Origin of the sequence: Streptomyces sp. A1136, assembly GCF_004795055.1 — a bacterium.
Classification (GTDB): domain Bacteria; phylum Actinomycetota; class Actinomycetes; order Streptomycetales; family Streptomycetaceae; genus Streptomyces.
On sequence record NZ_SSBJ01000004.1, the window covers coordinates 70,987 to 94,995 of the forward strand.

Genomic DNA, 24,009 nt, shown 5'->3' on the forward strand with positions numbered 1-24,009 from the left:
CGTGTCGCGGCGCTGAGACGGTAGTGATCGCCGTGGCGCGGTTCCGGGCGTGGTGGCCGAACGGGCGCCACCACCCGGACGGCGCCGCGCGCGACCCGACAGACAGGCCTTCGGCGACCGGGCCTATGACTGCGTGACGGCCCGCAAGGGGCTGAGCGCGGCGGCCCGGCGGGCGGGCAGGACCGCCGCGACGGCGCCGACGCACAGGGAGAGCAGGACCACGCAGGCGAGCGTGCCCCACGGCGGGGAGAAGGTGTACTGGGGGATCGCGCCGCCCGCCAATCCACTGACCTTCCACGCACCGAACAGTCCACCGGCCAGACCGAGCAGGGTGCCGAAGGCGGCGACGCCGACGGCTTCCAGGAGGATCATCCGGCGGACGCCGCCGCGGTCCATGCCGATGGCCCGCAGGACGCCGATCTCCCGGGTGCGCTCCGAGACCGCCATGGCGAGCGTGTTGACCATGCCGAGCCCGGAGATCAGTACGCCGACGGCGAGCAGCCCGAACACCATGGTCATCAGGTCGCCCGCGACTCCGGCCTGTTCCCGGACGAGCTGCGCGCGGCTTTGGACCTTCAGCAGTGGACTGTCACTCACGGCGGCGCGCAGGCGCTTCTCCAGGTCCGGGGAGACCGCGCCGTCCGCGGTGCGGACCAGGATGCGCTGCACGGAGTCGTGCAGGAAGCCGCGCTGCTGCACGTCGGTGCGGTACCCGATGACGTCCTGGGCGGTCGGGTTGTCCCGGTAGACGCCGACGACGGTGTACGACTCGTCACGGTCGCCGGTTCCGGGGCCGATGCCCGCCCGGACGCGCTCGCCGGTGGTGACGTGCCGGTCCCGGGCGAAGCTCTGGGAGACGGCGATGGTGCCCGGGCGGAGGTGTTCGGCGGAACCGCTGAGGAAGCGCAGCCTCATCACCTCGCCCACGGTCTCGGGGTCCACCCCGGAGATCGTCTTGACGAGACCGTCGGCGTCGATGGTGGAGTCCGCCACGGCGGAAGAGGTCCGCACCCCGGGCACATCGGCGACGCGCCGGAGGTCGGCGGAGGCGACGGCGGTGGTGGTGTCGCGGGCGCTGATGACGTAGTCGGCGCTCAGCCCGGCGGCGGCCTGGGCGTCCAGGGCCCGGCTGCTGGACTGGTCGATGACGGCGAGGCCCGAGACGAGCGCGGTGCTGATCAGCAAGGTGGCGGCGGTCGCGGCGGTACGGCGCGGGTCGCGCAGGGTGTTCTCGCGGGCCAGGTCGCCCACGACACCGAAGCGGGTGGTGAAGCGGCCGAGGGAACGGATCACCGGGGCGGCGAGCAGGGGAGCCGTCGTGATCAGACCGAGCACGAGGAGGCCCGCGCCGAACAGCGCGGTCCGCAGGTTCTCATCGGTGGCACTGTCGGCGTCACCGAGCGAGAACAGCAGCCCCACACCCACGGCGACGACGACCAGACCGACGCAGGCGCGGACGCGCGACGCCATGCCCGACGGCGCTTGCCCCACCGTGCGCATCGCCTCGACGGGAGCGATCCGCGCCGCGCGGCGCGACGGCAGCCAGGCGGCGAGCACGGTGACGCCGACGCCCACGACGACCGAGGCGAGGACGGTGGTCGGACCGATCACCAACGGTCCGTCGGGCATCAGGTCGTCGGAGGTGCCCAGTACACCCGGCAGCGCGACCGCCACCCCGAGCCCCACCGCGAATCCGAGCACGGACGCGGCGAGCCCGACCACGGCCGCTTCGGCGAGGACCGAACGGACCACCTGGCGACGGGTGGCGCCGATCGCACGCAGCAAGGCGATCTCACGGCTGCGCCCCGCCACGAGCATGGTGAACGTGTTGACGATGAGCAACGTGCCGATGAACAGCGAGACGACGGCGAAGAGCACGGGCAGTCGTGCGTAACTGTGGATCTTGCCGTTGACGAAGACGGACTGCTGCTCGGCCTGGGCGGCGCCGGTGGTGGCCTCGGCGCGGTCGGCCGGCAACATGGCGGTGACCCGCTCGGCCAGCAGGGGCTGGCCGGTGCCGGCCTTGGCGCTCAGGTCGATCCGGTTGTAGTGCCCCGGTGAGGCGAACGACTTCTGGGCGGTGCCCTTGTCGAAGACCGCCAGGGTGCCGCCGGCGTTCACCCGACCGTCCCCGGTGGACACCAGACCCACCAGGCGCATCCTGAGGACCGGTCCGTCCTTGGCGAGGGTGACGGTGTCGCCGAGTACGTAACCGCCCGCGGCCGCGGTCCCGCGGTCGAGGGCGACTTCACCGCCGTCCCGGGGGGCCCGCCCGGCCGTCAGCGGGTGGCGGCCGTCCGTGCCCCCGGGACCCGGGACGTAGGCAGCACCGAACCGGCCCATCTTGCTCCCGGGTCGCATCGGTGTGCCGTCCTTGGCCGACAGGGTGACCGAACCGTCCGCGGCCGGACGGACGGAGGCGACGCCGGGAACGGCGGACAGCTTGTGTACGAGTACGTCGTCGAGCGCGCCGTACTGCTCGGCCTCCGAGGCGCCCGGAGGGGATTTCGCGGTCACGCTCACGGCGACGTCCGCGTAGTCGCGCGACATGGAGGCGCGATAGGCGGCGGTGGTGGAGTCGGCGAAGACCAGGGAGCCGGAGATGAACGCGACACCGAGACCGACCGCGAGCACGGTCATGACCAGTCGGGCCTTGTGGGCGAGGACGTTGCGCAGGGCTGTTCGCAGCATGGTCGGCTTTCGAGAGTGCGGAAGGGCGAGGACGGAACGGGAACGCGGTCAGGAGGCGCGGCCCCGGGCCTCGAAGGCGAGCATCCTGTCGAGTACGGCGTCGGCGGTCGGTTCGCGCAGTTCGTCCACGAGCCGCCCGTCCGCCAGGAACACCACCCGGTCCGCGTGCGCGGCGGCCACCGGGTCATGGGTCACCATCACGACGGTCTGGCCCAGTTCCCGTACCGACTCGCGCAGGAAACCCAGCACTTCGGCACCGGAGCGGGAGTCGAGGTTGCCGGTCGGCTCGTCGGCGAAGACGATCTCCGGCCGGGCAAGCAGGGCACGGGCCACGGCGACCCGCTGCTGCTGGCCGCCGGAGAGCTGGGACGGGCGGTGCGCGAGCCGGCCCGCGAGCCCGACGGTGGCGATGACGGTGTCCAGCCAGGCCGCCTCGGGTCGGCGGCCGGCCAGCCGCAGCGGCAGGAGGATGTTCTCCAGTGCGGTCAGGGTGGACAGCAGGTTGAAGCCCTGGAAGACGAAGCCGACCTTCTCCCGGCGCAACTCGGTGAGCCGCCGGTCGTTCAGGGACGACAGTTCGACACCACCGATCCGGGCCGAGCCGGAGGTGACCGGATCGAGGCCGGCCATGCAATGCATGAGGGTGGACTTACCGGAGCCGGAGGGACCCATGACGGCCGTGAAGCGGCCCCGCGCGAACTCCACGGACACCGCGTCCAGCGCGGTGACCCGGGTCTCCCCCTTCCCGTACGTCTTGGTCAGGCCGGACGCACGGGCGGCGGGCTCCGTGGACGGTGTGCCGGAGGAAGGGAAAGCGGTTGGCATGGGAACTCCCGTGTGGCGTGCGACGGCCCGCGAGAAATGCCGCGAGCCGGGGGGACGCATCCATCCTCACGGCCCTGAACTGCGCAAACATCGTGCTGTAGGCGGGAGTCGACCTCTGCCCAAAGGCCGACCGCCCCCGCTTCCCCTCTGTCGAAGGTCGAGGACCGGCCAGGGGAAACCCCATCCGGGGCACAGGGGCAGCAGGTGGGTCGCCGGTCTCCGGGGCCCCGTCAGGACGCCAGGCCGGCCCTGTGGGCCAGCAGTGCGGCCTGGACCCGGCTCGCCGAACCGGTCTTGTCCAAGATGGCGCCCACATGCGTCTTCACCGTGCCGACGCCGATACCGAGCCGCCCGGCGACGTCCTGGTTCGACAGCCCCTGTCCGAGCATCGCCAACACCTCCCGCTCCCGACCGGTGAGCCGGGCGATCCGCTCGTCGACCGGCACGGCCCCGACGTCCTTGGACGCATCGGACCGCAGCATCCGGGAGATCACCGTCCCGGTCACGCCCGGCGAGAGTACGGCGTCCCCGGCGGCGGCCGCCCGGACCGCGCTGATCAGCTCCTGGGGCCCCTCGTCCTTCAACAGGAACCCGGCGGCGCCCTCCCGCAGCGCCCGCACCACGTTGTCGTCGTCCCCGAAGGTCGTCAGCATCACCACTCGCGGCGCGGGGTCGAGGGCGAGGAGCGGCGCGATCGCCGCCAGCCCGTCACACACCGGCATCCGGATGTCGACCAGGGCCACGTCCGGGTGGTGCGCGGCGGCCTCCTCGACGGCCGCGTGTCCGTCGGCGGCCTCTGCGACCACCTCGATGCCCTCGGCATGGCGCAGGATCAGACGGACCCCGTGCCGGATCATCGTCTCGTCGTCGGCGAGCAGGACACGGATCGGCTGGGCGGGTTGGCTCACAGGGTCTCCCAGGGCGGTGCGTCCCGTACGGACGCGACGGTGAAGCGGTTGATGGAGATGAGGCGTTGCGAGGCGTCGAAGCAGTAGCGGGTGACGGTGAAGGCACCGGGGCGGGGGCCGGGGCCGGCGGGTGGGTAGACGCACCCCGCGGTGCCGTCCGGGCGCGGTGGTTCGTGTCCGGTGGCCGCGGCCCGCACGGCCGGACTGTCGAAGACCCCCTTCAACTCCTGGTACGTCATGCCGAGGCGCGGCTCCGGAGGCAGGGGCGCGCCCCTCGGTTGGCCGTACACCATGCTGATCGACAGTGCCATCAGCACCCACAGCGCCGCCGCCCCCAGTCCGAACGTCAAGACGCCGGCGGTCCGCGGTCCGCGCGCCGCCGCGCCCACGGTGTCGTCGAACGTCTCGGGTGGGGAGGCTGCCGCGCCGCCTTCGGACGGTCTCCTCGTGACTGAGTCGCCCGGATCCGCGGGGACGGTCGCCGAGACCCGGAATCCGCCGGACGGCAGCGCGCCGGCCTCGAAGGCGCCGCCGAGCAGTTCGACCCGTTCGCGCAGACCCGGCAGACCGCGTCCCGTCCCGCCCCCGGGCGGGGCCTCGGCCGAAGCGGCCGGCGCGCCGTTGCGGACGGTCACGCGCACCGCCCGGTCGTCGTGCTCGACCCGTACGAGGACGTGGGAGGCCGCCGCGTACCGGTGTACGTTCGTCAGGGCCTCCCGCACCAGCCGGTGCACCGCGCGCCGTACCCGCGCCGGGCGGCCGTCGAGGTCGGGGCCGCTCCATTCCAGCCGCACGGCGATCCCGCCGTCGCGGGACTCCGCGACCAGCGCCTCGACGTCGGCCCGGGTGCCGGTGGCGTCGGTGAGCGCGTCCGGTCCCGTGTCCCGGCCCAGCGGGCCGAGAACCCCGAGCGCCTGCCGCAGTTCGCGCATCGCGTCCCGGGTGGCGCGGCGCACCAGGACGGCCTCTTCGCGCAGCTCCGGGTCGGCCTCGTCGAGGGCCAGTTCCAGGCCACCGGCGTGCAGTGAGATGAGACTGAGCCGATGGCCCACCAGGTCGTGCATCTCGGCGGCGATCCTGGACCGCTCACGGGTGCGGGCCTCGCTGTCCGCGGACCGGCGGGCCCGCTCGGCCGCGTCACCGCGTTCGCGCAGCGCCTGCAGCAGCCGGTCCTGCTGCCCGTGGACCGTTCCGACCAGGCCGGGTAGGACCACCGAGGTCACCGCGAGGAGCAACGCCAGCTCCAGCGCGTAGACGACCCGACCCCCGGGTCCGAGCAAGGGTCCGGTCGCGGCCGCGGACAGCATGACGAGCAGGCTCGCCCCGCCGATCAGCCGGGCGCGATGACGCGGACGGACCGTACCGATCGCCGCCCCGTACGAGGAGGCGGCCGTGACGGGGCCGACGACGGGTGCGGCGCCGGTGAGGACGGCGAGCAGCAGGAGCACGACCTCGGGCCGGCGCCGACGCAGCGGGAAGAGCGCGACGGAAACCGCGATCGCGCACAGTTGGAACCCGGGATGCGGCAGATCCCACGACCGGAGGGAGACCGCGAACAGACAGAGCGCGGCGAGCGTCACACCGGCGCTCTCGCCGACGACTCGACCGACTCCCGTCCGGCGTGCCGGACCATCCACCCTCGGCGGGACACACTGACGGAAACGGCTGATGAGCGACACATCGCCCAGTATCGATCGCGTCCGGCGGGCGGGCGTCGACCTCAGGACCGATCCGGGCTCTGTCTTTGGACAGAGCCCGGGGGATGCGGCCCTGCGCGGCCCGGGCCCCCACCGGGCCGCGCGAGCCGGCCCACCACCGGCTTCGCGGCCGTGATCACGTGACTGCCCCGCGCACTGGACGAGTCATTCCAAATGATCAGTGGTCGTCGGCGATCAGTGATCGCGTGATGGGATGGCTCTACTTGTGGTTGCGTCACCGCCGTCCTATCGACGGTAGAGCTCTCGGGCACGGGCTGAGTCGATGGCCCCGTCTTGAGGCAGGTGCAGGAAGTAGTCCAGCTGCCAGGCCTGCGCCATGCCGGCTTGGCGGTTGGGGGTGGTCACCCAGGGCGGATAGACGCGGAAAGCCCGTTTCCCACCGGAACCGTTTGCCGACACGACGCCGTGCCGGCGGAGCGCGTCCATGGGAAGGACGAACTGGCCGAGACAGTGCTGGTCGCGGGTGCTGATGACGAAGAGGTCGACGGGGTCCGTGGCGTCGAAGGGCTGGATGGGCCCGCCCGGGGACCTCTTCCATATGGTGACGAACTGGCCGACCTTGGTGGGGGTCGTCTTGGCTGCGCGGAATCGGATGGAGATTCCGTCAAGGGTGAATGCGTGGGCCGCGTACGCGGCACTCTCAGCTTCGGGGACCGGCTGCGAGCAGGTGAACCCGCAGGGGTCGTAGACGAGGGTCTTCGCCGCAAGGAGATCACTGTGGGCCGGGGCGGTGTCCGGCCACGGTGTGAATCCAGTGGGGTGGAGATCGGATGAGTACTCGCGCTTCGTCACCATTCGTTCACCCTGTCACCCACGCTTGGACGGTCGCCGACTCGACTGGGGTGTATCTCCCGTCGAGTCATTTCGACTGCTGACGGTGTCCAGGAGCACGGACAGGGCGTCCAAGATCATTGTGTGACGAACAACCCAGACGCCTGCTGACCGCACTGTACGTGAAGATCGACGACGAGATCGGAGGTACCCGGTGGCCGGGCCGGCCGACCGCCGCAGCTGACGGACTCCGAGCGCGTCTGCCTCGCCGTCGCGCAGGCGCTGCTGGGTTTCACTTCGGAGTCGCGGTGGCTGCGGTTCGTGGACTCCCGCTTGGGCGCGATGTTCCCGTACGTGCCCAAGCAGCCGGGCTGGAACAAGCGACTGAGGGCCGCGTTGCCACTGGGCAAGAAGGCAATACGGCTGCCGGCCGTCGACACGGACTTCTGGTTCGACCCGCACTGGATCATCGACTCCACCCCGTGGAATGCGGCCGCTCGCGTCCGACCATGAAGCGGTCGGACACGGCCGGCTGGGCCGGATACGGGTACTGCGCCGGCCACAGCCGGTTCTTGCGGGGCCTTCGCCTCTTCCTGGTCTGCACCCCGACCGGCACCCCGACCCTGTGGGCCCTGGCCAACCCGAATGAAGGACGGGAAGCTGTACTACCCGCAGCCGATGCGTGCCACCGAGGACGGCCCGCGGGCGTATTGAGGGAACGGGGCGGGCCGAGGCCACCGCCTACGCAACCGCTTCGGCCGGAACGCGATGTCGTATAGGTGCCGGCGGGTGCGGTCCGGCTCGGGAGAGAGTCGGTGACGGCTCGCGGCCCTGATCGTGGGCCCTCCTCCCCCCGACCCTCTGCGAAAGGCTCAGCGCATGCACGTCGTCCCCGGGTTGAAGGTGTTGTACTTCGGAACCCCGGTGGTTCTGATCAGTTCGCTCAACGAGGACGGCACGGCGAACCTCGCGCCGATGTCCTCGGCCTGGTGGCTGGGGCAGTCCTGCATGCTCGGCCTCGGCAACGGCGCCCAGACGACCGCGAACCTGCTCCGTGAGGGCGAGTGCGTGCTCAACCTGCCGTCGTCGGCGATGGTCGATGCCGTCGACCGCCTCGCGCTCACCACCGGGAAGGCGGTGGTCTCGGACCACAAGGCGAAGCAGGGCTACCGGCACGAGCCGGACAAGTTCTCCGTCGCGCGACTGACCGAGCAGGCATCGGACCTGGTGCGAGCCCCCAGGGTCGCGGAATGCCCCATCCAACTGGAGTGCAGGGTCGTATCCGCCCACCCCTTCGGCAGCCCGTCTCCGAGCGCCACTGCCTTCCAGGTCGAGGTCGTACGAGCCCACGTGGAGGAGGAGTTGGTTCTTCCGGGGACTCACTACGTGGACCCCCTCGGCTGGGACCCCTTGATCATGAAATTCTGCGAGTTCTTCGGCGGTGGCCACACCATTCATCCGTCGAGACTGGCCGAAGGCTGGAACATGCCGCACCTGCACCGGTCCACAGCCGGCTGAGCCACGCGACGCCTCACCCGCCGCCCCGGCTCCGACGCCGCCCCGGCCGCGCACGCAGGCCGCGGGCGCCGGGCCTGCGCCCGGTCGAGCCGGCGCGGCTGGGCGGGGGACAGGAGGCGGGGCACGGTCGCCGTGCCGGCGGCGCGGCCGTGCTGACGAAGGGCGAGGACCTGGCCCTCCTCTAGGGCAACGGGCTGAACGATCATCGACCGGCCCGGACGAATAGAATCCCCGGCATGGCGCTGCGACCTGTCCAGGTGAACATCAAAGCCCTCGATCCCGCGGCAGTCGGCCGGTTCTGGGCGGAGGCGCTCGGCTGGAGTGCTTACAGCCCCGGCGTGACCACCTACGTCGGGCCCGCCGGCGGCCTCGTGTGGCCGGACCCCGTCATCCTCGGCATCGACGTCGTTCCCGTGCCGGAGCCCAAGACGGCGACGAAGAACCGGGTGCACCTCGATCTGGCCTCCACCTCGGCGGCCCATCAGGCGGAGTCGGTCTCGCGCCTCCGTGCTCTCGGCGCGACGCCCGTCGACGTGGGTCAGGGCGACGTCCCGTGGACGGTCCTCGCCGATCCCGAGGGCAACGAGTTCTGCGTGTTGGAGCCCCGGGAGACCTACCGGGACACCGGGCCGATCGCCGCGGTGGTGGTCGACTGCGCGGATCCGCGGGCCATGGCCCGGTTCTGGGGCGAGGCGACAAACTGGACCGTGCACGAAGTCACCGACGAACTGGCCGTGTTGCGGTCCGCGAAGGGCGGCGGCCCGTTCCTCGAATTCCTCCGCACACCCGGTGTGAAGACCGTGCCGGACCGTGTCCATCTCGACATGCTTCCCTACCCAGGCGACGACAAGGCGGCGGAGGTGGCCCGGCTGCGGGCCCTCGGCGCCACCGACCTCGACCTCGGGCAGGGCGACGTTCCGTGGACGTGCCTGGCCGACCCGGAGGGCCACGAGTTCTGCGTCCTCGCCCCGTCCTGACGCGAACCCTCACGCCTTGCGCGCCGACACCCGGCGGGGCCGACGGTTCAGGCCCCCGGCGCCGCCTGCTCGGAGCCGGGACGGACGCATTCGATGAGGTAGTCGCCGGTCTCCGGGTCGATGGTGACGCCGTGGGCCTCGCTGTGGAAGCCGGGGAAGCGCCGGTCGAAGGCCTCCAGGGCGTACAGGTACCGAAGGAGGGGGCCGTCCGGGGTGCCGACGGCCTCGCCGGGCATGAGGACCGGGATGCCGGGCGGTGTGACGGTGACCATCGCGGCGGCGATGTGGCCCGCGGCATCCGCGAGGCGCATGCGCCGGGTACCTTCCCGGATGAGCTGCTGGTAGCAGTGCTGCGGGGGTGCGACGGGCTCGGGGAGCTGCTGGAAAGCGGTGTCGAGGGCCGTGATCAGTTCGGCGTGGGTGAGGTGCTCGTGCATCTCCTGACACAGGGCGCGCAGGGTGGTGCCGGCGTAGTGGCGGGGGTGCTGCCCGACGAGGGCGGGCAGGACGCGGTCCAGGGGCGCGTCGCTGTCGTAGAGGGCCTTGAAGTCCATCAGCGCGTCCACCAGGGTGCCCCACTTGCCCTTGGTGATGCCCATCGAGAACAGCACGAGGGTGCTGTAGGTGTCGGTCTTCTCCACCACGATGCCGCGGGTGGCCAGGTAGGCGGTCAGGATCCGGGCGGGGATGCCCCACTCGCTCGTTTCGCCGGTGGCGGTGACCCCGGGGCAGGTGAGCGTCACCTTGACCGGGTCCAGCAGACAGTAACCCTCGCTCAGATCGCGGAAGCCGTGCCACGCGGCGCCGGGTTCGAGGTGCCAACAGCCGGGCTCGCCGGCCAGCAGCGCGGGCGGGGCGTCGGCGAACGCGACGCGTTCACCGGTGGTGGGATCGGTGACCGTGTCGGGCTGCCAGACGCCGAAGAACCAGGCCGGGCGGTCGCCGGCGGCGGCGATACGCCGACCCGTGCGCACGATGGCCTGACGGAAACGGATGGCCTCGGTGATGGCTTCCTCGATCAGCCACCTGCCCTGCGGGCCGTCCATCATGGCGGTCGCCACGTCCAGCGAGGCGATGGCCGGATACAGCGGCGAGGTGGTGCCGTGCATCATGAACGCCTCGTTGAAACGCTCGTGTTCCACGGGCGCCCTGGGCCCCGATTTCACGTGCACCATCGCCGTCTGCGACAGCGCCGCCAGCAGCTTGTGCGTCGACTGCGTGGCGAAGACCGTGGGGCGCATCGGCCCGTCGAAGGAGTCGGGCCCGACGGCCATCCCGTAGCGGTCGGCGTAGAGGGGATGGAAGCGGGCGTAGGCGAACCAGGCCTCGTCGAAGTGCAGCCGGGGCGTACTGGCGGCCAAGGCGCGCGTCACCTGCAAGGTGTCGTAACACAGTCCGTCATACGTGGAGTTGGTCAACACCGCGTACTGCGCCTCGCGCGACGCCGCCCCCACGGCCAGTGGGTTGGCCGCGATCCTTGCCGCCACCGCCTGGGGGGAGATCTCGGTGGGCGGCAGCGGACCCGCCAGGCCGTAGCCGTTGCGGGTCGGAACCAGGTACACCGGCCGGGCACCGGAGATGACCAGCCCGTGCAGGACCGACTTGTGACAATTGCGGTCCACCAGGGCGATCTCGTCGCGGGTGACGCTGAAGTGCCCCACCATGCGGTCGGCGGTGGAGTCGCCGTGCAGGACGAAATAGGTGCGGTCGGCGCCGAAGACCCGGGCCGCGTTGCGCTCCGCCTCGCCGATGGGACCGCTGTGCTCGAAGAGCGAGCCGAGCTCACCCACGGAGATCGAAAGGTCGCTCCGGAACAGCCGCTCCCCGTAGTGGTCGAAGAACGCCCGCCCGGCCGCGGACTTCAAGAACGCCACCCCGCCCGCGTGGGCGGGCGTGTGCCAGGAGTACTCGTGCGCGTCGTCGAACCGACGGAGCGCTTTGAAGAACGGCGGCAGCACGCCCCTGCGGTAGGAGCGTGCGGCGGCGGCGACACGGCCGGCGATGAAGGCAGGGGTGTCCTCCAGGGCCCAGATGTAGCCGACGACCGTCTCCGACACCCACAGGGGCAGCCTTTCGAGGTCGTGATCCGACTCGTCCGCCATCACCAGGAACACCGGTAGGTCCTTGAACCGCCGCTCGATCTGCCGCAACACCGAGGCCCCGCCGCCCTCCTCGTCCTCACGGGCCGCGTCCGGCTGGAGATCCCAGGCGACCACGGCCGCCGAAAGTCCCGTCTCCGTGTGCAGGACGGCACGAGCCTCCCGCGCGGTGCGGGCCCACCGCAACGTGAGGCCCCGGTTCTCCAGCTCCTTCCCGATCCGCCGCAGTTGCTCGCCGTCGGCACCACCGCCGAGCGGGTTCTCACGCAATGCCAGCAGGACCACGCCGTCGTCAGTCATGTCATCCGCCTTCGCGCAGAGGCTCCCGATGTGTCCGCCCGACAGTCTGCAACCGCCTCGCGTCCGTCACCGGCCGCTCTGCCCCCGTTCACCCTCAAGAGGGGCCCGAGGCGAACCGCCGGAAGCGCAGGTGGCGAGTACCGAGACGCGTGCGGAGGCGCGAGTCGTACGGTCGTCAGCCGCCGTCGCTCGTGAGGGTCTCCTTGACCTTGGCGATGGCGAAGCCCCAGCCCTGGCTTACGGTGGGCTTGCCCGGTACGGCGATCTCCCGGGGATTGGTCAGCACGTCGAGGAGGACGGGGCCGGGGGTGTCGAACGCCTGGCGTACCGCGTCGTCCAATGCCGTCGGGTCGGTGACGCGGATGCCGGTCAGGCCGAGGGCGGTGGCGACCGCCGCGAAATCCGGGTTGTCGAGTTCTGTGCCGAACTCGGGCAGACCGGCCTGCTCCTGTTCGAGTTTGACCATGCCCAGGCGCCGGTTGTCGAAGACCACGAGCTTGACCGGCAACCGGTACGTCTTGATGGTCATCAGGTCACCGAGGAGCATGCTCAGGCCGCCGTCGCCGCAGAACGCGACCACCTGGCGATCGGGCGCCCACAGCTGGGCGCCGAGGGCCTGCGGCATCGCGTTGGCCATCGATCCGAGGTTGTACGAACCGAGCAGCCGCCGCGTCCCGCGCATGGTGACGAACCGGGACAGCCAGACGGTGGCCATCCCCGTGTCGGAGGTGAAGATCGCGTCGTCGGCGGCGTGCCGGTCCACGCACGCGGCCAAGGCCTCGGGGCGGATGTCGTGGTCCCGGTTGTCCACCAGGGCGCGCAGCTTGCCCGTCCAGCGGTGGTCGTGGCGGGGGTCGGCGAGCTTGTGCTGGTCCTCGGTCCAGGAGTCGAAGCGGGAGCGGGAGTCGTCGAGGTGGGACCGGTCGGACGCCGCGTCGAGTCGCGGGAGCAGGGCGCGCAGGGTGGCGCCGACGTCTCCGGCCAGCCCTGCGTCCACCGGGACCCGCCGGCCCAGGTGTTCACCCCGGGTGTCGATCTGAACGACCTTGCAGTCGGTGGGATACCAGTCGCGGTACGGGAAGTCGGTACCCAACATGACCAGGGTGTCGCACTGGTCGAGCGCGTGGGAGGCGGCGGGGTTGCCGATAAGACCGGTCTGGCCCACCTGGTACGGGTTCTCGTGTTCGAACCCCTCCTTGGCCTTCAGGGTGAGCACCATGGGCGCTTTGAGCAGCTCGGCCAGGCGAAACACCTCCTCCCGCGCCTCCCGTGCGCCGCGGCCGACCAGCAGCGTGGTCCTGGACCCGGCGTTGACGAGCTCGGCGGCTTCGGCGAGGGCCGGATCGTCGGGCCGGGTCACCGGGCGGTCCAGGGCGAAGCGCACGGGGCGGTCGTCCTCGATCTCCTGGTCGCCGAGGTCGCCCGGGACGGTCAGGACGGCCACGCCGCCCTGGCTGATCGCCGCACGGACGGCGGATTCCAGCATTCGGGGCATCTGCTGTGGAGAGGTGACGGTCGCCCGGTAGACGGCGACGTCACGGAAGAGCTGCTCGTTGTCGACTTCCTGGAAGTAGTCGGTGCCCATCTCCGCGAGCGGGACCTGCCCGCAGATGGCCAGGACGGGGGCGTGGCTCTTGGCGGCGTCGTACAGCCCGTTGAGGAGGTGGACCGAGCCGGGGCCCACGGTGCCCATGCACACCCCGAGTCGGCCCGACAGCTGGGCTTGAGCGCCGGCTGCGAAGGCTGCCGCCTCTTCGTGGCGGCAGCCGACCCAGTCCACGCCGTCTGTGGTGCGGATGGCATCGGTGAGCGGGTTGAGGGCGTCGCCGACGACGCCGAAGACCTGGCGGACGTCCAGGTCCTTCAACGCGTCGACGATCGCGCGGGCAACGGTGCGTGTCATGAGGCAGTCCTGTGGGGTCGTGGGCGGGCCGGTGCTCGTACGGCGCTGCCGGCGGGCCGGGTGGGAAGTCGGGGGACAGCGGGTCAGTGGGTGAAACGGGTGGGGTCGGCGGCGGCCCAGTCCTCGGCCCAGGAGCTAGGCGCGTCGTCCAGGAGCTGCCCCGGCGTGAGCCACTCGTACAGTTGCGCACCGGAGCGCACCGTGTGCGGATCGACGCGGTGCATCAGCAGGCCGGGATGCAGTTGACCCGGGTGGTCGACCCCCATCGCCGCCATGATCTGCAGGGCGCTCTTGACGGTGGCTTCCTGGTAGCGCCGGACGCGCTGCGACTTGTCGGGCACGTCGAGGGCCGCCGCGCGGTGCGGGTCCTGGGTGGCGACGCCGACGGGGCAGGTGTTGGTGTGGCACCGCTGGGCCTGGATGCAGCCCAGTGCGAACATCATCGGCCGGGCGGCGTTGGCGTAGTCCGCGCCCTGCGCCAGCCGCTTGACCAAGTCGCCCCCCGTGGCGACCTTGCCGCTGGCGCCGATCTTGATCCGGTCGCGCAGCCCGGTGCCGACCAGGGCGTTGTGGACGGTGATCAGACCGTCGGTGAGGGGCAGTCCGACGCTGTCGGCGAATTCCAGGGGCGCGGCGCCGGTGCCCCCTTCGGCGCCGTCGACGATGATGAAATCCGGAGTGATGTCCTCGCTCAGCATGGCCTTGCACACCGCGAGGAACTCGCGTCGCGAGCCCACGCACAGTTTGAAGCCGACCGGCTTGCCGTCCGCCAGCTCACGCATGCGCGCGAGGAACAGAACCAGCCCCCGAGGAGTGGAGAACGCGGTGTGGTAGGGCGGTGAGACGACGGTGACCCCCTCGGGCACCCCGCGCACCGAAGCGATCTCGGAGTTGACCTTCGCGCCCGGGAGCACGCCGCCGATGCCGGGCTTGGCGCCCTGGCTCAGCTTCAGCGAAACGCATTTCACCTGTTCCTTGGCGGCCTTCTCGGCGAACTGTCGCTCGTCGAAGTGGCCGTCGTCGGTGCGGCAGCCGAAGTAGCCGGTGCCTATCTCCCAGACCAGGTCACCGCCCGGCCCCAGGTGGTACTCGGACAGACCGCCCTCGCCCGTGTCGTGGGCGAAGCCGCCCTGTCGAGCACCGGTGTTCAGCGCCGTGACGGCCTGGGCCGACAGGGAGCCGAAGCTCATGGCCGACACGTTGAGCAGGGCCATCTCGTAGGGGCGGGTGCAGTGGGGCCCGCCGATCCTGACCCGCGGGGGGTCCTCGTGGACCGGCCGCGGGGCCATGGAGGGGACGAGGTACTCGCTACCCGGCTGGTACAGGTCACGCTCCGTGCCGAACGGTTCCTCGGCATCGGTGCCCTTGGCGCGCTCGTAGACGATGCTGCGGGTGTCGCGGTCGAATGGACGACCGTCGAAATTGCGCTCGATGAAATACTGCTGGAGCTCCGGCCGCAGCGTCTCCAGCGCGAACCGGAAATGGCCGAGGACCGGATAGTTGCGCAGGACGGAGTGCCGCCGCTGGCATACGTCCCATACCGCCAGGGCCACCAGAAGGGCCATCGGCACGGCGAGCGCCCACCACCAAGCGGAGAGCGCCACCGCCGCGACGGCCGCGGCGCCCGCCAGGACGCCCGGCACTGCGAACACCATCACCTTGAGCTTCGTCATCACACCGCGCTCATGCCCTGAGGCCATCCGCGCATTCGAAGATGATCACCACCGGCCGCTCCGCGGGAGGACCTACCCCGCGAGCCCGTGCACCCGTACCGACCCCGCGAGCCGGGTTCGGCCGCCCGGGAGCGCCCCCGGCCGTACGTACGGTGTGCCGCACGTACGGCCGGGCGGGGTCAGGGGACCGGCAGCACCCGGCCTGCTTCGTCGGCGGCCACCGCCAAGGCGGCGGTGGCCGCCGGAGCGGACCGGCCGTGCTCGCGTTCCCTCGCCCGTGTGCCGCGCTGACACGGCCCCCGCAGGATCAGGACGGCGAGCCAGTCACCTGGGCGCGCCGGGCTTCGCGGTGTCCGATTCGGACGTGACCTGGTAGGACAGCAACTGTTTGAACAGGCCTTCCTGTACGGCGAGTTGCCGGTAGGTGCCCACCTGGACGATCTTCCCTTCGTCGAGGACCACGATCCGGTCGGCCACGGCGACGTTGGTGATGCGGTGGGTCACCAACAGCACCACCCGCTCCCGGGCCAGGTCCCGCAGCCGCTGGAAGATCCGGTACTCGGCTCGTGGGTCGAGGTTCGCGGTCGGTTCGTCGAGGACCAGCAACCCGGCTTCGCGGAAGAACGCCCTGGCGAGAGCGATGCGTTGCCACTGTCCGCCGCTCAGTTCCTCTCCGTTGAGCCACTCGCGGGCCAGGAGCGTGTCGAGCCCGGCCCCGAGCCGGTCGACGACCTCGTCGGCGCCGGCGGCCTCGCACGCCGCGCGCACCGCCGCGTCACCACGCGCCGTGGGCTGCCCCAGCGTCACGTTCTCGCGCACGGTCAGGGGCCAGTGCGCGTAGTCCTGCGGCACCAGGGCCACCTGCTCCCACAGCTTCTGCGGGTCGGCGTCGCCCGTGGGGACGCCGTCCCACAGCACCTGACCGCCGGTGGGCAGATACAGGCCGCTGACCAGCTTCGACAGTGTCGACTTGCCCGAGCCGTTGAAGCCGACCAGGGCCGTGACCTCGCCGCGGCGCAAGGTGAGCGAGACGTCGGACAGCGCGTCGCGGTCCTTGCCCGCGTACCGGTGGGTGACCGACCGGATCTCGATCGTCTTCGGCGGCGCCGGCCGGCGCGGGCCCCGCCGCATCCGGAATCCGCCCGCCTTGTCCAGGAAGCCGCTCCAGTCGTCCATGTAAAGGCCGGTACGCACGGCACGCGCCCCCACTGCCACCAGTCCGCGCACCGACTGCCCGACCGTCTGCAGGGCGAAGACCGCCGTTCCGGCGTGTCCGACGCTGATGCGGCCGGTGGCCAGCAACCACACGACCGCCGCCCACACCACCGCCGAGCCCACGCCTCCGCACAGCGCGCCGACCAGGGACATGCGGGCGCCCTTGTCGGCCGCGGCCCGGTCCTCGCGGTTGATCCGGGCGACCGTCTGCCGGTACCGGCCGGACAGGAACCCGCTCATGGTGCCGGCGCGGATCTGGTCGGCGGCGTCCTTGGTGTAGATGTGCCAGCGCAGCACCGACAGCATTCGCTGGTCGCCGTTGCTGCGCAGGTTCGCGAGGTACCGCACCCGGGCGGCACTGACCTGGGCCAAGGCCTGCGGGAGGCTGGCGGCGACGAGGAGCGGCAGGAGGACCCAGTGCACCCCGGCCAGCACGACCGCCCCGGCGAGGAAGGAGGCCGCCGAGGCGATGAGGTCCTGGCCCTCGTCGATCAGGTCACCGGTGACCTGCGCCCCACGGTCGGCTGCCTCGCGGTCCCGGTTGAAGTCGGGCTCGTCGTAGGCGCACAGTTCCACCTCGGCGCAACCGGTCAACAGCATCTGCTCGGCCTCGCGCGACATCAGCGGGCCCAGCCGGGAGGACAGCCAATTGACGGTGATCCCCAGGAGGGCGCGCACCCCCGAAGCGCCGGCCAGCAGGACCACGGACGGCCACGCCTCCAGCAGGCGGTGGTAGACGTCTCCGCTGCTCAGAAGGGCGGTCAGGGTGCCGGCGATGGCGATCAGGCCCAGGGCCTGCATCACGCCGGCGACGACCTGGCAGAGCAAGAGGCCTACGGTCGCCCGCCGGTCGACCCGCCAGGCCAAAGCCAGCGAACGGCGCACCAGTTGCGGCAGGCGCCGGCCCATGTCACGCATCCGGATGGAACGGCCGGCCGCTTCGCGGCTGCCGGTCAGGTCTACGTACCGGAGCTGTGGCTCGGGAGCGGCCGTCCCGGAGGTGTCGCCCGGCGGCATCGGCGGAGACGCCGTCGGCGGAGTGGTGCGCTGCCCCGGGACGCCGTCGGTCGCCGCATCGGTGGATTCGCTCATGCCGCCCACCCCGCGTCCGTACGCGCCGGGCCGAGGCCACCCGCAACGCCGTGCCGGGTCGCTCCGGGCCGTTCGATTCCGGGAGGGCGGTGCGTGGGGGCGGGGGCGTTGTTCATGGTGTCCTCCAACTGGGCGGCGGGATGGCACTGGTGCTCCAAAAACGCCCCGGAATCCAGGCCGTAACGGCCCCGGAAGTGGGAAGTGGTCGAACGCGATTGCGAGCCGGGTGTGCGAGGCAGTGCCTCCGGGGTTCGGCGCGTTTGAACTCACACGTTCGAGTGGAGGGGGGATGCGCGGCACCCGATCAGGGTCTTGCGCGGCCTGTGCGGGACCCCCGACGCGGCCCGGCCGGAGTCGCCCCGTGGTGCCCGACAGCCAGGTAGCCGGCGCCCGAACCGAGCCCCCGCCCCGGACCCCCCCAAGGCATGTCCTCGGTCTGTCGGCGATCAGGTGCCGGCGGCTCGAACGAGTCATGATCCGTTAGGGTGTTCGACGGTCGCGTCGGTGGTGAACGCGAGCGTCGCACGAAGCACACGTGGTATCCGGGGGACGAGAAGTGAGCTGGGACAGGCCGCGTTTCGGAGGCGAAGCGGGTTCCGTGGCCACATTGAACGATGCGTTCCACGCGTACGTGGCTGCGGGCCCCCGGCAAGAGGAACGCCCGGACGACGCGGTGATCGCCCGGGTGCAGCTCGGGCGTACGATCCTCGGCATCATCGCCGCGGTCTGGTTGGTCCTGGCGTACCCGCTGAGCAACGGCCGCGAGGAGTTCGTCCTCGGCAAGCTCGTCGAACTGGGCATCTCCTGCGCCATCCTGTTGGTCGCGAGCATCATCGGGATCACCGCCTTCCTCGTCGCGGGCACCCCGGACAGGCGACGCGACTTCGCCGGCCGCCTGCTCAGACCGGTCCTGTCCATCCTGGCTCTCGCCGCGGGCCCCCTGGCGATCTGGTTGTCCCTCACCACCGTGAAGGGCGACCTCGTCGGGGGAGCGGACCTCATGGACTTCTTCTCCCCGGTGGTCGGCCGCGGCATCATGTGTTCCCTGCTCAGCTTCGCGGTCCTCGTCCTCGGCTGGCTCCTCGCGCTCGTCCTGCTGATCGTCTCGATCCCCTTCACCGTCCTCACGGCCTATGTCTGCGTCGCCTCCTGCTTCCGCGCCTCGGACGTCCACCAACTGCTCCCGGCGCTGCTCTCACCCCTGTTGGTCTGGTCGCTCTTCGCCTTCCAGGTGTTCACCGGTCCCGACGTCGCCGCGCCCCCGGAGGTGCTGTACACCTTCCTCCTCGGCGGGCCGCTCTCGGTGACCGCGCTGTCCGTCTGGGAGGTGCGTCGCCTGCGCAGCCGGCACGGGATCACCCTGCGCACCGCGCTGGGCCGCTAGGCCGGCCGGCCAAGCCACGCCGCCGCTCGTGATCGATGTCACCGCCCCCGACCGCCGCCGTAGCGGAGGCTTGGGCCGACGGACCCTCGGGGAGGTAACGGCCGGGGGTGGTTCGCGTGGGTCTGACAGGTGGGGTGCCGGCGGGCGTGGCGTGGTGCCTGGTGCTGCTCGCCCTGTTGCTGCGGCCCGGCGGCCGGCGGGCCCGGCCGCTCGGCAGGGTGCTGTCGCCGGTCGACGTGGGGCTGTTGCGCGGCGGCGCGCGGGGGGCGGCGCAGACCGGGTTGGTGGAGCTGTACCTGGCCGGCGCGGTGGAGGCCGGGTTCCGGCAGACGGTCCGGGGTGTCGAGACCCGGCTGCCGCCGCCAGGCTGCTCCGCGGTGGCCCGTGCGCAGTACGGCGTGCTCTACCGGCGGACGCACCCTCGACGGCTGCAGAACGAGGAGCGGGTCCGGCGTGCGATCGGGGAGACCTCCCGGGGGCTGGAACGCGCGGGGCTGCTGGTGTCGGCCAAGCGGCGGTGGGCGCTACGGGCCCTGCTGTTCCCGGTGTTCGCGGCGGCGCCCGTCGAAGCCGCCGTGGGGGGACCGGCGGCGGTGTGGCCGTGGCTCGCCCTCCTCGCCGATGTGGCCGCGGTGGCGTTGTGGGCGAGGTCCCGGCGCACCCCGCGCGGGGCGGTGTTACTCGCCCGGCTGCGCCAGGACCACGCCGGGGTCCGCCGGGCCACGGAGCGGGACGCCCCGGGTGCGCTGCTGTTGAGCGTGGCCCTGTTCGGCGCCCCCGCGCTGCGGACCCGGCTCCCGCGATTCACCGAGGAGAGCGGGCTGCTGACCCGTCCCCCGAGGGAGCCCATGGAGCGCGGCGGGGGCGGCGGTTGGCACGAGACGTCAGGGGGGTGCGGGGGCTGCGGCGGCTGACGGGAACGCTGCCCCGCACCCCGGTGGCGAGCCGTGCCCGACCGGTCACGGCCGCCGCAGTCGCCCCGTCCCCACTGCGATCGGGGACGGCACGTGCTGTTTCGGGATGTCGGCAGGTCCCCGGCCCGACGAGCGGGTCGCAGACCTGCCGACGCGCCTGCTCCAGGCCGTGTCAGGCCGGGGCGGGCCGGACGGGTCGAGTGTCCAGGCGTCCGGTGCGGGCGAGCGCGGTGATCGCTGCCGCGCATCCGACTCCGGCCGTCGCCAGCACCGTCCACACCACCCAGGGGGTGTGGACGTGCGCGGCGTCCCACAACGCTCCGAGGACCAGGTTGCCCAAGGTGATGCCGAGCCCGGAGACGGTGCTGTAGAGGCCGTAGTGCGTGGCGACCAGTCGGTTGCCGGACAGGGCCACGACGGTGTCCATCTCGAAGGGGTAGACCAACGCCCCGGCCCCGGCGAGGACGGCGACGCAGACGGCGAGGGCCGCGGACGTTGCGACGGGGGAGTGGACGGGGGCCACGGCCAGGGGTAGGAACGCCGCGCCCATCGCCGCGAGCCCGGCCGCCAGTGCCTGGTGGGGCGTCCAGCGGCGTTTGGCCCAGCCGGTCAGCCGCAGTTGTCCGGTCACCGCCACCGCGGCGGAGATGACGAACAGTCCGCTCGTCGCCTTGGTGCCGTCCGGGCCCAGGGCCGCGTCGGCGGCCAGCGGCAGTACGAGGTAGACCTGGAAGGTCAGCACGTAGGAGCCGATCATCGCGGCGGAGAACAACAGGAACGGCCGGTTCGAGACCACCTGCCGCCACTGCCCCCACACCGACGGCGCCGTCCCGGCCGCGGCCCGGCCTTCCGGCCGCCCGGAGGCGCCGGCGTGGCGGGCGGGCAGGGCGCGGGCCTGCAGTGCGCTCAGGGCGGCGAAGAGCACGGCCGCCGTGGTGCACACGACACGGAAGTCGGCGGCCAGCAGGGCGATCCCGACCAGCGGCCCGAGCAGCATCCCGGCCTGGTAGTAGACGTTGAACAGGGCGAACGCGTCCACGCGCCGTTCGCCTGCCTCGGCGGCGAGGTAGGCGCGCACCGCCGGGTTGAACAGGGCGCCGGCGAAGCCGGTGGCCGCCGATGCGACGATCAGCGTGGGCAGGGTGTCCACCCAGCCCAGCAGGGCGAACCCGCCGGTACGCAGCAGACAGCCCGCCAGGATCGGGGCCTTGTATCCGAAGCGGTCGGCGATGGTGCCGCCGATGAGGAACATGCCCTGCTGCGAGAGGTTGCGCACGCCGAGGACCAGGCCGACCGTCCACGCGGCCATGCCGAGGTCGCCCGCGAGATGGGCGGCGAGGTAGGGCATGAGCATGTAGAAGGCCAGATTGATGGCGAACTGGTTCACCATCAGCAACCGGGCGGCGGGTGAGAACGAACGCGTCTGGCTGAGGACGTTCTTCACCGGGCCGCTCCGGCCAGGTCGAAACCGCCGGCGACGGTGGTGGCGGGCCGGGGGCGGGTGACGGTCGGGCAGCGGGTCCAGCGGGTGACCACCGCCTGGTCGCAGTGGGTGATCTCGTCGGGGTCGTCGGCCGGAGGGGCGCCCAGCAACTGGTTGGCCCGGCAGTATTCGTCGTCGAAGACGGTGGAGAGATAGCGGTGGGGGCCGTCGGGGAAGACGGCCGCGATGCGGTCCTCGGCGGGGGAGGTGCGGGCCAGGAAGCGGGCGACGAGCGCGACGGCGCCCACGCTCCACCCGCCGGTGGCGTAGCGGGTGCGTGCCAGGGCGCGGGCGGCCCACACCGCTTCGGGGGCGGCCACCCAGTGGACCTCGTCGAACATGTCGTAGGCGACGTTGTGGGGGTGGATCGACGAGCCCAGGCCGCGCATCAACCGGGTGCCGGCGGGCTGCCCGAAAAGGGTCGAGGCGCAGCTGTCCACGCCGACCACGCGCAAGGCGGGGAAGAACGCTCGTAGTACGCGCCCGATCCCCGCGGAGTGGCCGCCGGTACCGACCGAGACGACGAGCGTGTCGATCCGGCCGAGCTGGGCGAGCAGCTCGTGTGCGAGCGGCCGGTAGGCGAGCACGTTGTCGGGGTTGTGGTACTGGTCCGGGCACCACGCGTCCGGATCGGCGGCCAGCAGCTCGGCCACCCTTTCCCGGCGGGCCCGCTGCCAACCGCCCCGCGGGTGCGGGGTGGTGACGGTGTGGACCTCGGCACCATGGGCACGCAGAAGCCCGGCCAGCTGGGGCTCCAGTCCGGCATCGGTGACCAGCGAGACCGGATGGCCGAAGGTGATGCCGGCCAGGGCCAGGCCAAGGCCCAGGGTGCCCGAGGTCGACTCCACGATCCGGGCGCCGGGTCGAAGGTCCCCGCGCTCGCGGGCGGCGGCCACCATGTACAAGGCGGTGCGGTCCTTGATGCCGCCGGGGTTGTGGCCTTCGAGTTTGGCCCAGAATCCGCGCCCGGCCGCGGTGAACGGCTCGCCCACCCACAGTACGGGCGTGTCGCCGACCAGGGCGGCCGGCGTGGCGGCCACCCGGACCGGGGCGGCCGGCGTCGGCGCGGCAGACGAGGGGAGGGAGGCGGGAGCGGCGGCAGCAGGGACGGAGGACAAGGGGGTGTGGTTCACGATGACGGCTCTCCCACCGCCGGGTCGCACGGCGGCAGCCGGGACGGCGGTGTGCAAGGTCGAGGGGATCGGACTCGGCTCGTCTTGTCGCACGGGCGCGCGGCAGCGGCGCGCGGTGCGACCGGGTCTGTCAGATCCGCCAGACCTGCAGCAGCGCCCGCCCACCACCGGGCACGGGCACCGGCTGCCACACCGTCGGTCCTCGTACGGGAAGGGCGCCCGGCTGCGTACCGGCGGCCGGCGTCCCCGGCTGGTTCGGTCCGACTTCGGCCCCGCCCCGCCCCCGAGCCGGCCCGTCGACATCGGCGCACTGCCGCGGTGCGTGATGATGCCCCTCGCACCCGACCGGGCGGGCCGTGGCCTGCCCTGGCGCGGCTGCTTGCGGCGGGGCGGCCGAAGCGGTGCCGGACGTCGTGAGGGTGTCGGCCCGCCAGGAGCCGCCGGCCAGTGGGCCGTGGGCGCAGCCCACGACGTGCAGGACGATGACGAGCACCAGAGCCGGCCACAGCGCCCGCGCCACAGCCCACCGCGCCCTGTCCGCCGCGCCGATCATCACGAGCAGAGAGTAATGGATCGACTACGCGATGTCCCGCGAGGTGTCCTGCTTCGGCGTTCACCCCAGGCCGTGAGTGTGCTCATCGGGGACACGGCCGGGCGGTCGGGAGGGATACTGGTCGAGACAGTCGCCTCGTCGCCGAACCGGCTGCGGATGCGGGCCGGGCCGATGGCGGCGCACCTTTGTCGATGTCTCCGAGGGGAGCCGTTCATGACCACGGCGAAAGACCTGTTCATCATTGCCATGGACACGAGGCCGGAGCACGCCGTGGGGCAGGGTGACCTGTCGCTCGCACTCGCGGGAGCCGAGCTGGTCGATCTCATCGGTGCCGGAGCCGTCGCCGTGGACGGCGACCGCATCGTGCCCGGCGGTCCGCCGATGCCGGGCGACCGGCTCTTGGACGAGGCCGCGGCCGTGCTCACTCGGCAAGCGCCCTACGAGCCGATCGAGGACTGGCTGTGGCGTCGGGGCCGCGACCTGGCGGCCGTGTACCAGGCGGCACTGGAGGAAGACGGCGAGTTGACGCGGAAGCGAAGCAGCCGGTTGTCCTTCGGCTCGGAACGCGTGGAACCGGTCGACACGCTGGGCCGCCGCCGGGCGGCCGACCGCTGGGCGGAGAAGGAACCCGTCCTGACCGCCCTCGCCTCGGTCGTGGGCATCGACGGCGGGCGAACCGATGGCGAGCGAGGCCTCGATGACGAGGCGGTGACGACCGTGTTGGCCGCCGTCCACGACGCGGTGATGGAGCTGGAGGCCGTACGCCAGAGGCGCACCATCGAGAACGCGGCCTTCGCCAACATCTGGCGCGCGCCGTAAGACCCCTGACGGGTGGTCGGGAGTAAGCCCTGC

Annotated in this window: 18 protein-coding genes; 6 read left to right on the forward strand and 12 right to left on the reverse strand. The window is 72.0% G+C overall.

From position 1 onward, the window contains the following. Window positions 1-123: 123 nt before the first annotated feature. The 5 genes from E6R62_RS05130 to E6R62_RS05150 all read right to left on the reverse strand — a co-directional run bounded on the left by E6R62_RS05130 (window position 124) and on the right by E6R62_RS05150 (window position 6,937). Entirely contained in the window at window positions 124-2,691 is a 2,568-nt protein-coding gene (locus E6R62_RS05130) for an ABC transporter permease (RefSeq protein WP_136211819.1), read from the reverse strand. 48 nt (window positions 2,692-2,739) lie between these two features. Next, window positions 2,740-3,516, reverse strand: a complete 777-nt coding sequence (locus E6R62_RS05135; protein WP_136211821.1) for an ABC transporter ATP-binding protein — start codon at window positions 3,514-3,516, stop codon at window positions 2,740-2,742. Window positions 3,517-3,746: 230 nt separating this feature from the next. Beyond that, window positions 3,747-4,424 carry a response regulator transcription factor gene (locus E6R62_RS05140; RefSeq protein WP_136211823.1) on the reverse strand — a complete coding sequence of 226 codons (678 nt, stop codon included), beginning with the start codon at window positions 4,422-4,424 and terminating at the stop codon, window positions 3,747-3,749. After that, window positions 4,421-6,004, reverse strand: a complete 1,584-nt coding sequence (locus E6R62_RS05145) for a sensor histidine kinase (protein ID WP_240801481.1) — start codon at window positions 6,002-6,004, stop codon at window positions 4,421-4,423. Before E6R62_RS05145 ends, E6R62_RS05140 begins: the two co-directional genes overlap by 4 nt. A gap of 363 nt (window positions 6,005-6,367) precedes the next feature. Then, window positions 6,368-6,937 (reverse strand): MepB family protein, encoded by a 570-nt coding sequence (locus tag E6R62_RS05150; protein ID WP_136211827.1) that lies wholly within the window; start codon window positions 6,935-6,937, stop codon window positions 6,368-6,370. Window positions 6,938-7,234: 297 nt separating this feature from the next. On the opposite strand from E6R62_RS05150, the gene E6R62_RS40220 reads away from it, so the two are divergent. From E6R62_RS40220 to E6R62_RS05165, 3 genes are all read left to right on the forward strand, one after another. After that, on the forward strand, window positions 7,235-7,426 hold the full coding sequence (locus E6R62_RS40220; protein WP_206308650.1) for a hypothetical protein: 192 nt from the start codon (window positions 7,235-7,237) through the stop codon (window positions 7,424-7,426). Window positions 7,427-7,792: 366 nt separating this feature from the next. Then, window positions 7,793-8,431 (forward strand): flavin reductase family protein, encoded by a 639-nt coding sequence (locus tag E6R62_RS05160; protein WP_136211829.1) that lies wholly within the window; start codon window positions 7,793-7,795, stop codon window positions 8,429-8,431. Between the two features lie 236 nt (window positions 8,432-8,667). Beyond that, the gene (locus tag E6R62_RS05165; protein WP_136211831.1) at window positions 8,668-9,408 is read left to right on the forward strand and encodes a VOC family protein; all 741 of its coding nucleotides are present in this window, start codon (window positions 8,668-8,670) and stop codon (window positions 9,406-9,408) included. A gap of 47 nt (window positions 9,409-9,455) precedes the next feature. Here the strand turns inward: E6R62_RS05165 and E6R62_RS05170 are convergent, their stop codons facing one another. The 4 genes from E6R62_RS05170 to E6R62_RS05185 all read right to left on the reverse strand — a co-directional run bounded on the left by E6R62_RS05170 (window position 9,456) and on the right by E6R62_RS05185 (window position 17,690). Beyond that, a complete protein-coding gene (locus E6R62_RS05170; protein WP_136211833.1) occupies window positions 9,456-11,807 on the reverse strand; it encodes an Orn/Lys/Arg decarboxylase N-terminal domain-containing protein in 2,352 nt (783 codons plus the stop codon). A 175-nt stretch (window positions 11,808-11,982) separates the two neighbouring features. Continuing rightward, window positions 11,983-13,710 (reverse strand): thiamine pyrophosphate-dependent enzyme, encoded by a 1,728-nt coding sequence (locus E6R62_RS05175; RefSeq protein ID WP_136211835.1) that lies wholly within the window; start codon window positions 13,708-13,710, stop codon window positions 11,983-11,985. A gap of 83 nt (window positions 13,711-13,793) precedes the next feature. Further along, window positions 13,794-15,383 (reverse strand): FMN-binding glutamate synthase family protein, encoded by a 1,590-nt coding sequence (locus E6R62_RS05180; protein WP_136211836.1) that lies wholly within the window; start codon window positions 15,381-15,383, stop codon window positions 13,794-13,796. 324 nt (window positions 15,384-15,707) lie between these two features. After that, entirely contained in the window at window positions 15,708-17,690 is a 1,983-nt protein-coding gene (locus E6R62_RS05185; protein WP_206308651.1) for an ABC transporter ATP-binding protein, read from the reverse strand. A 598-nt stretch (window positions 17,691-18,288) separates the two neighbouring features. Here E6R62_RS05185 and E6R62_RS05190 point away from each other — a divergent pair. After that, window positions 18,289-19,074 carry a hypothetical protein gene (locus E6R62_RS05190; protein ID WP_136211838.1) on the forward strand — a complete coding sequence of 262 codons (786 nt, stop codon included), beginning with the start codon at window positions 18,289-18,291 and terminating at the stop codon, window positions 19,072-19,074. Between the two features lie 116 nt (window positions 19,075-19,190). After that, on the forward strand, window positions 19,191-19,988 hold the full coding sequence (locus tag E6R62_RS05195) for a TIGR04222 domain-containing membrane protein (RefSeq protein ID WP_168713969.1): 798 nt from the start codon (window positions 19,191-19,193) through the stop codon (window positions 19,986-19,988). 172 nt (window positions 19,989-20,160) lie between these two features. On the opposite strand, the gene E6R62_RS05200 is transcribed toward E6R62_RS05195, so the two are convergent. From E6R62_RS05200 to E6R62_RS05210, 3 genes are all read right to left on the reverse strand, one after another. Beyond that, a complete protein-coding gene (locus tag E6R62_RS05200; protein WP_136211842.1) occupies window positions 20,161-21,432 on the reverse strand; it encodes an MFS transporter in 1,272 nt (423 codons plus the stop codon). Then, a complete protein-coding gene (locus tag E6R62_RS05205; protein ID WP_240801503.1) occupies window positions 21,429-22,511 on the reverse strand; it encodes a PLP-dependent cysteine synthase family protein in 1,083 nt (360 codons plus the stop codon). The genes E6R62_RS05200 and E6R62_RS05205 overlap by 4 nt, the downstream gene beginning before the upstream one ends. 223 nt (window positions 22,512-22,734) lie before the next feature. Next, window positions 22,735-23,160 carry a hypothetical protein gene (locus tag E6R62_RS05210; RefSeq protein ID WP_136211844.1) on the reverse strand — a complete coding sequence of 142 codons (426 nt, stop codon included), beginning with the start codon at window positions 23,158-23,160 and terminating at the stop codon, window positions 22,735-22,737. 210 nt (window positions 23,161-23,370) lie between these two features. Between E6R62_RS05210 and E6R62_RS05215 the strand changes: the two genes are divergently transcribed. Beyond that, entirely contained in the window at window positions 23,371-23,976 is a 606-nt protein-coding gene (locus tag E6R62_RS05215; protein ID WP_136211846.1) for a GPP34 family phosphoprotein, read from the forward strand. The last annotated feature ends 33 nt before the right edge of the window (window positions 23,977-24,009 follow it).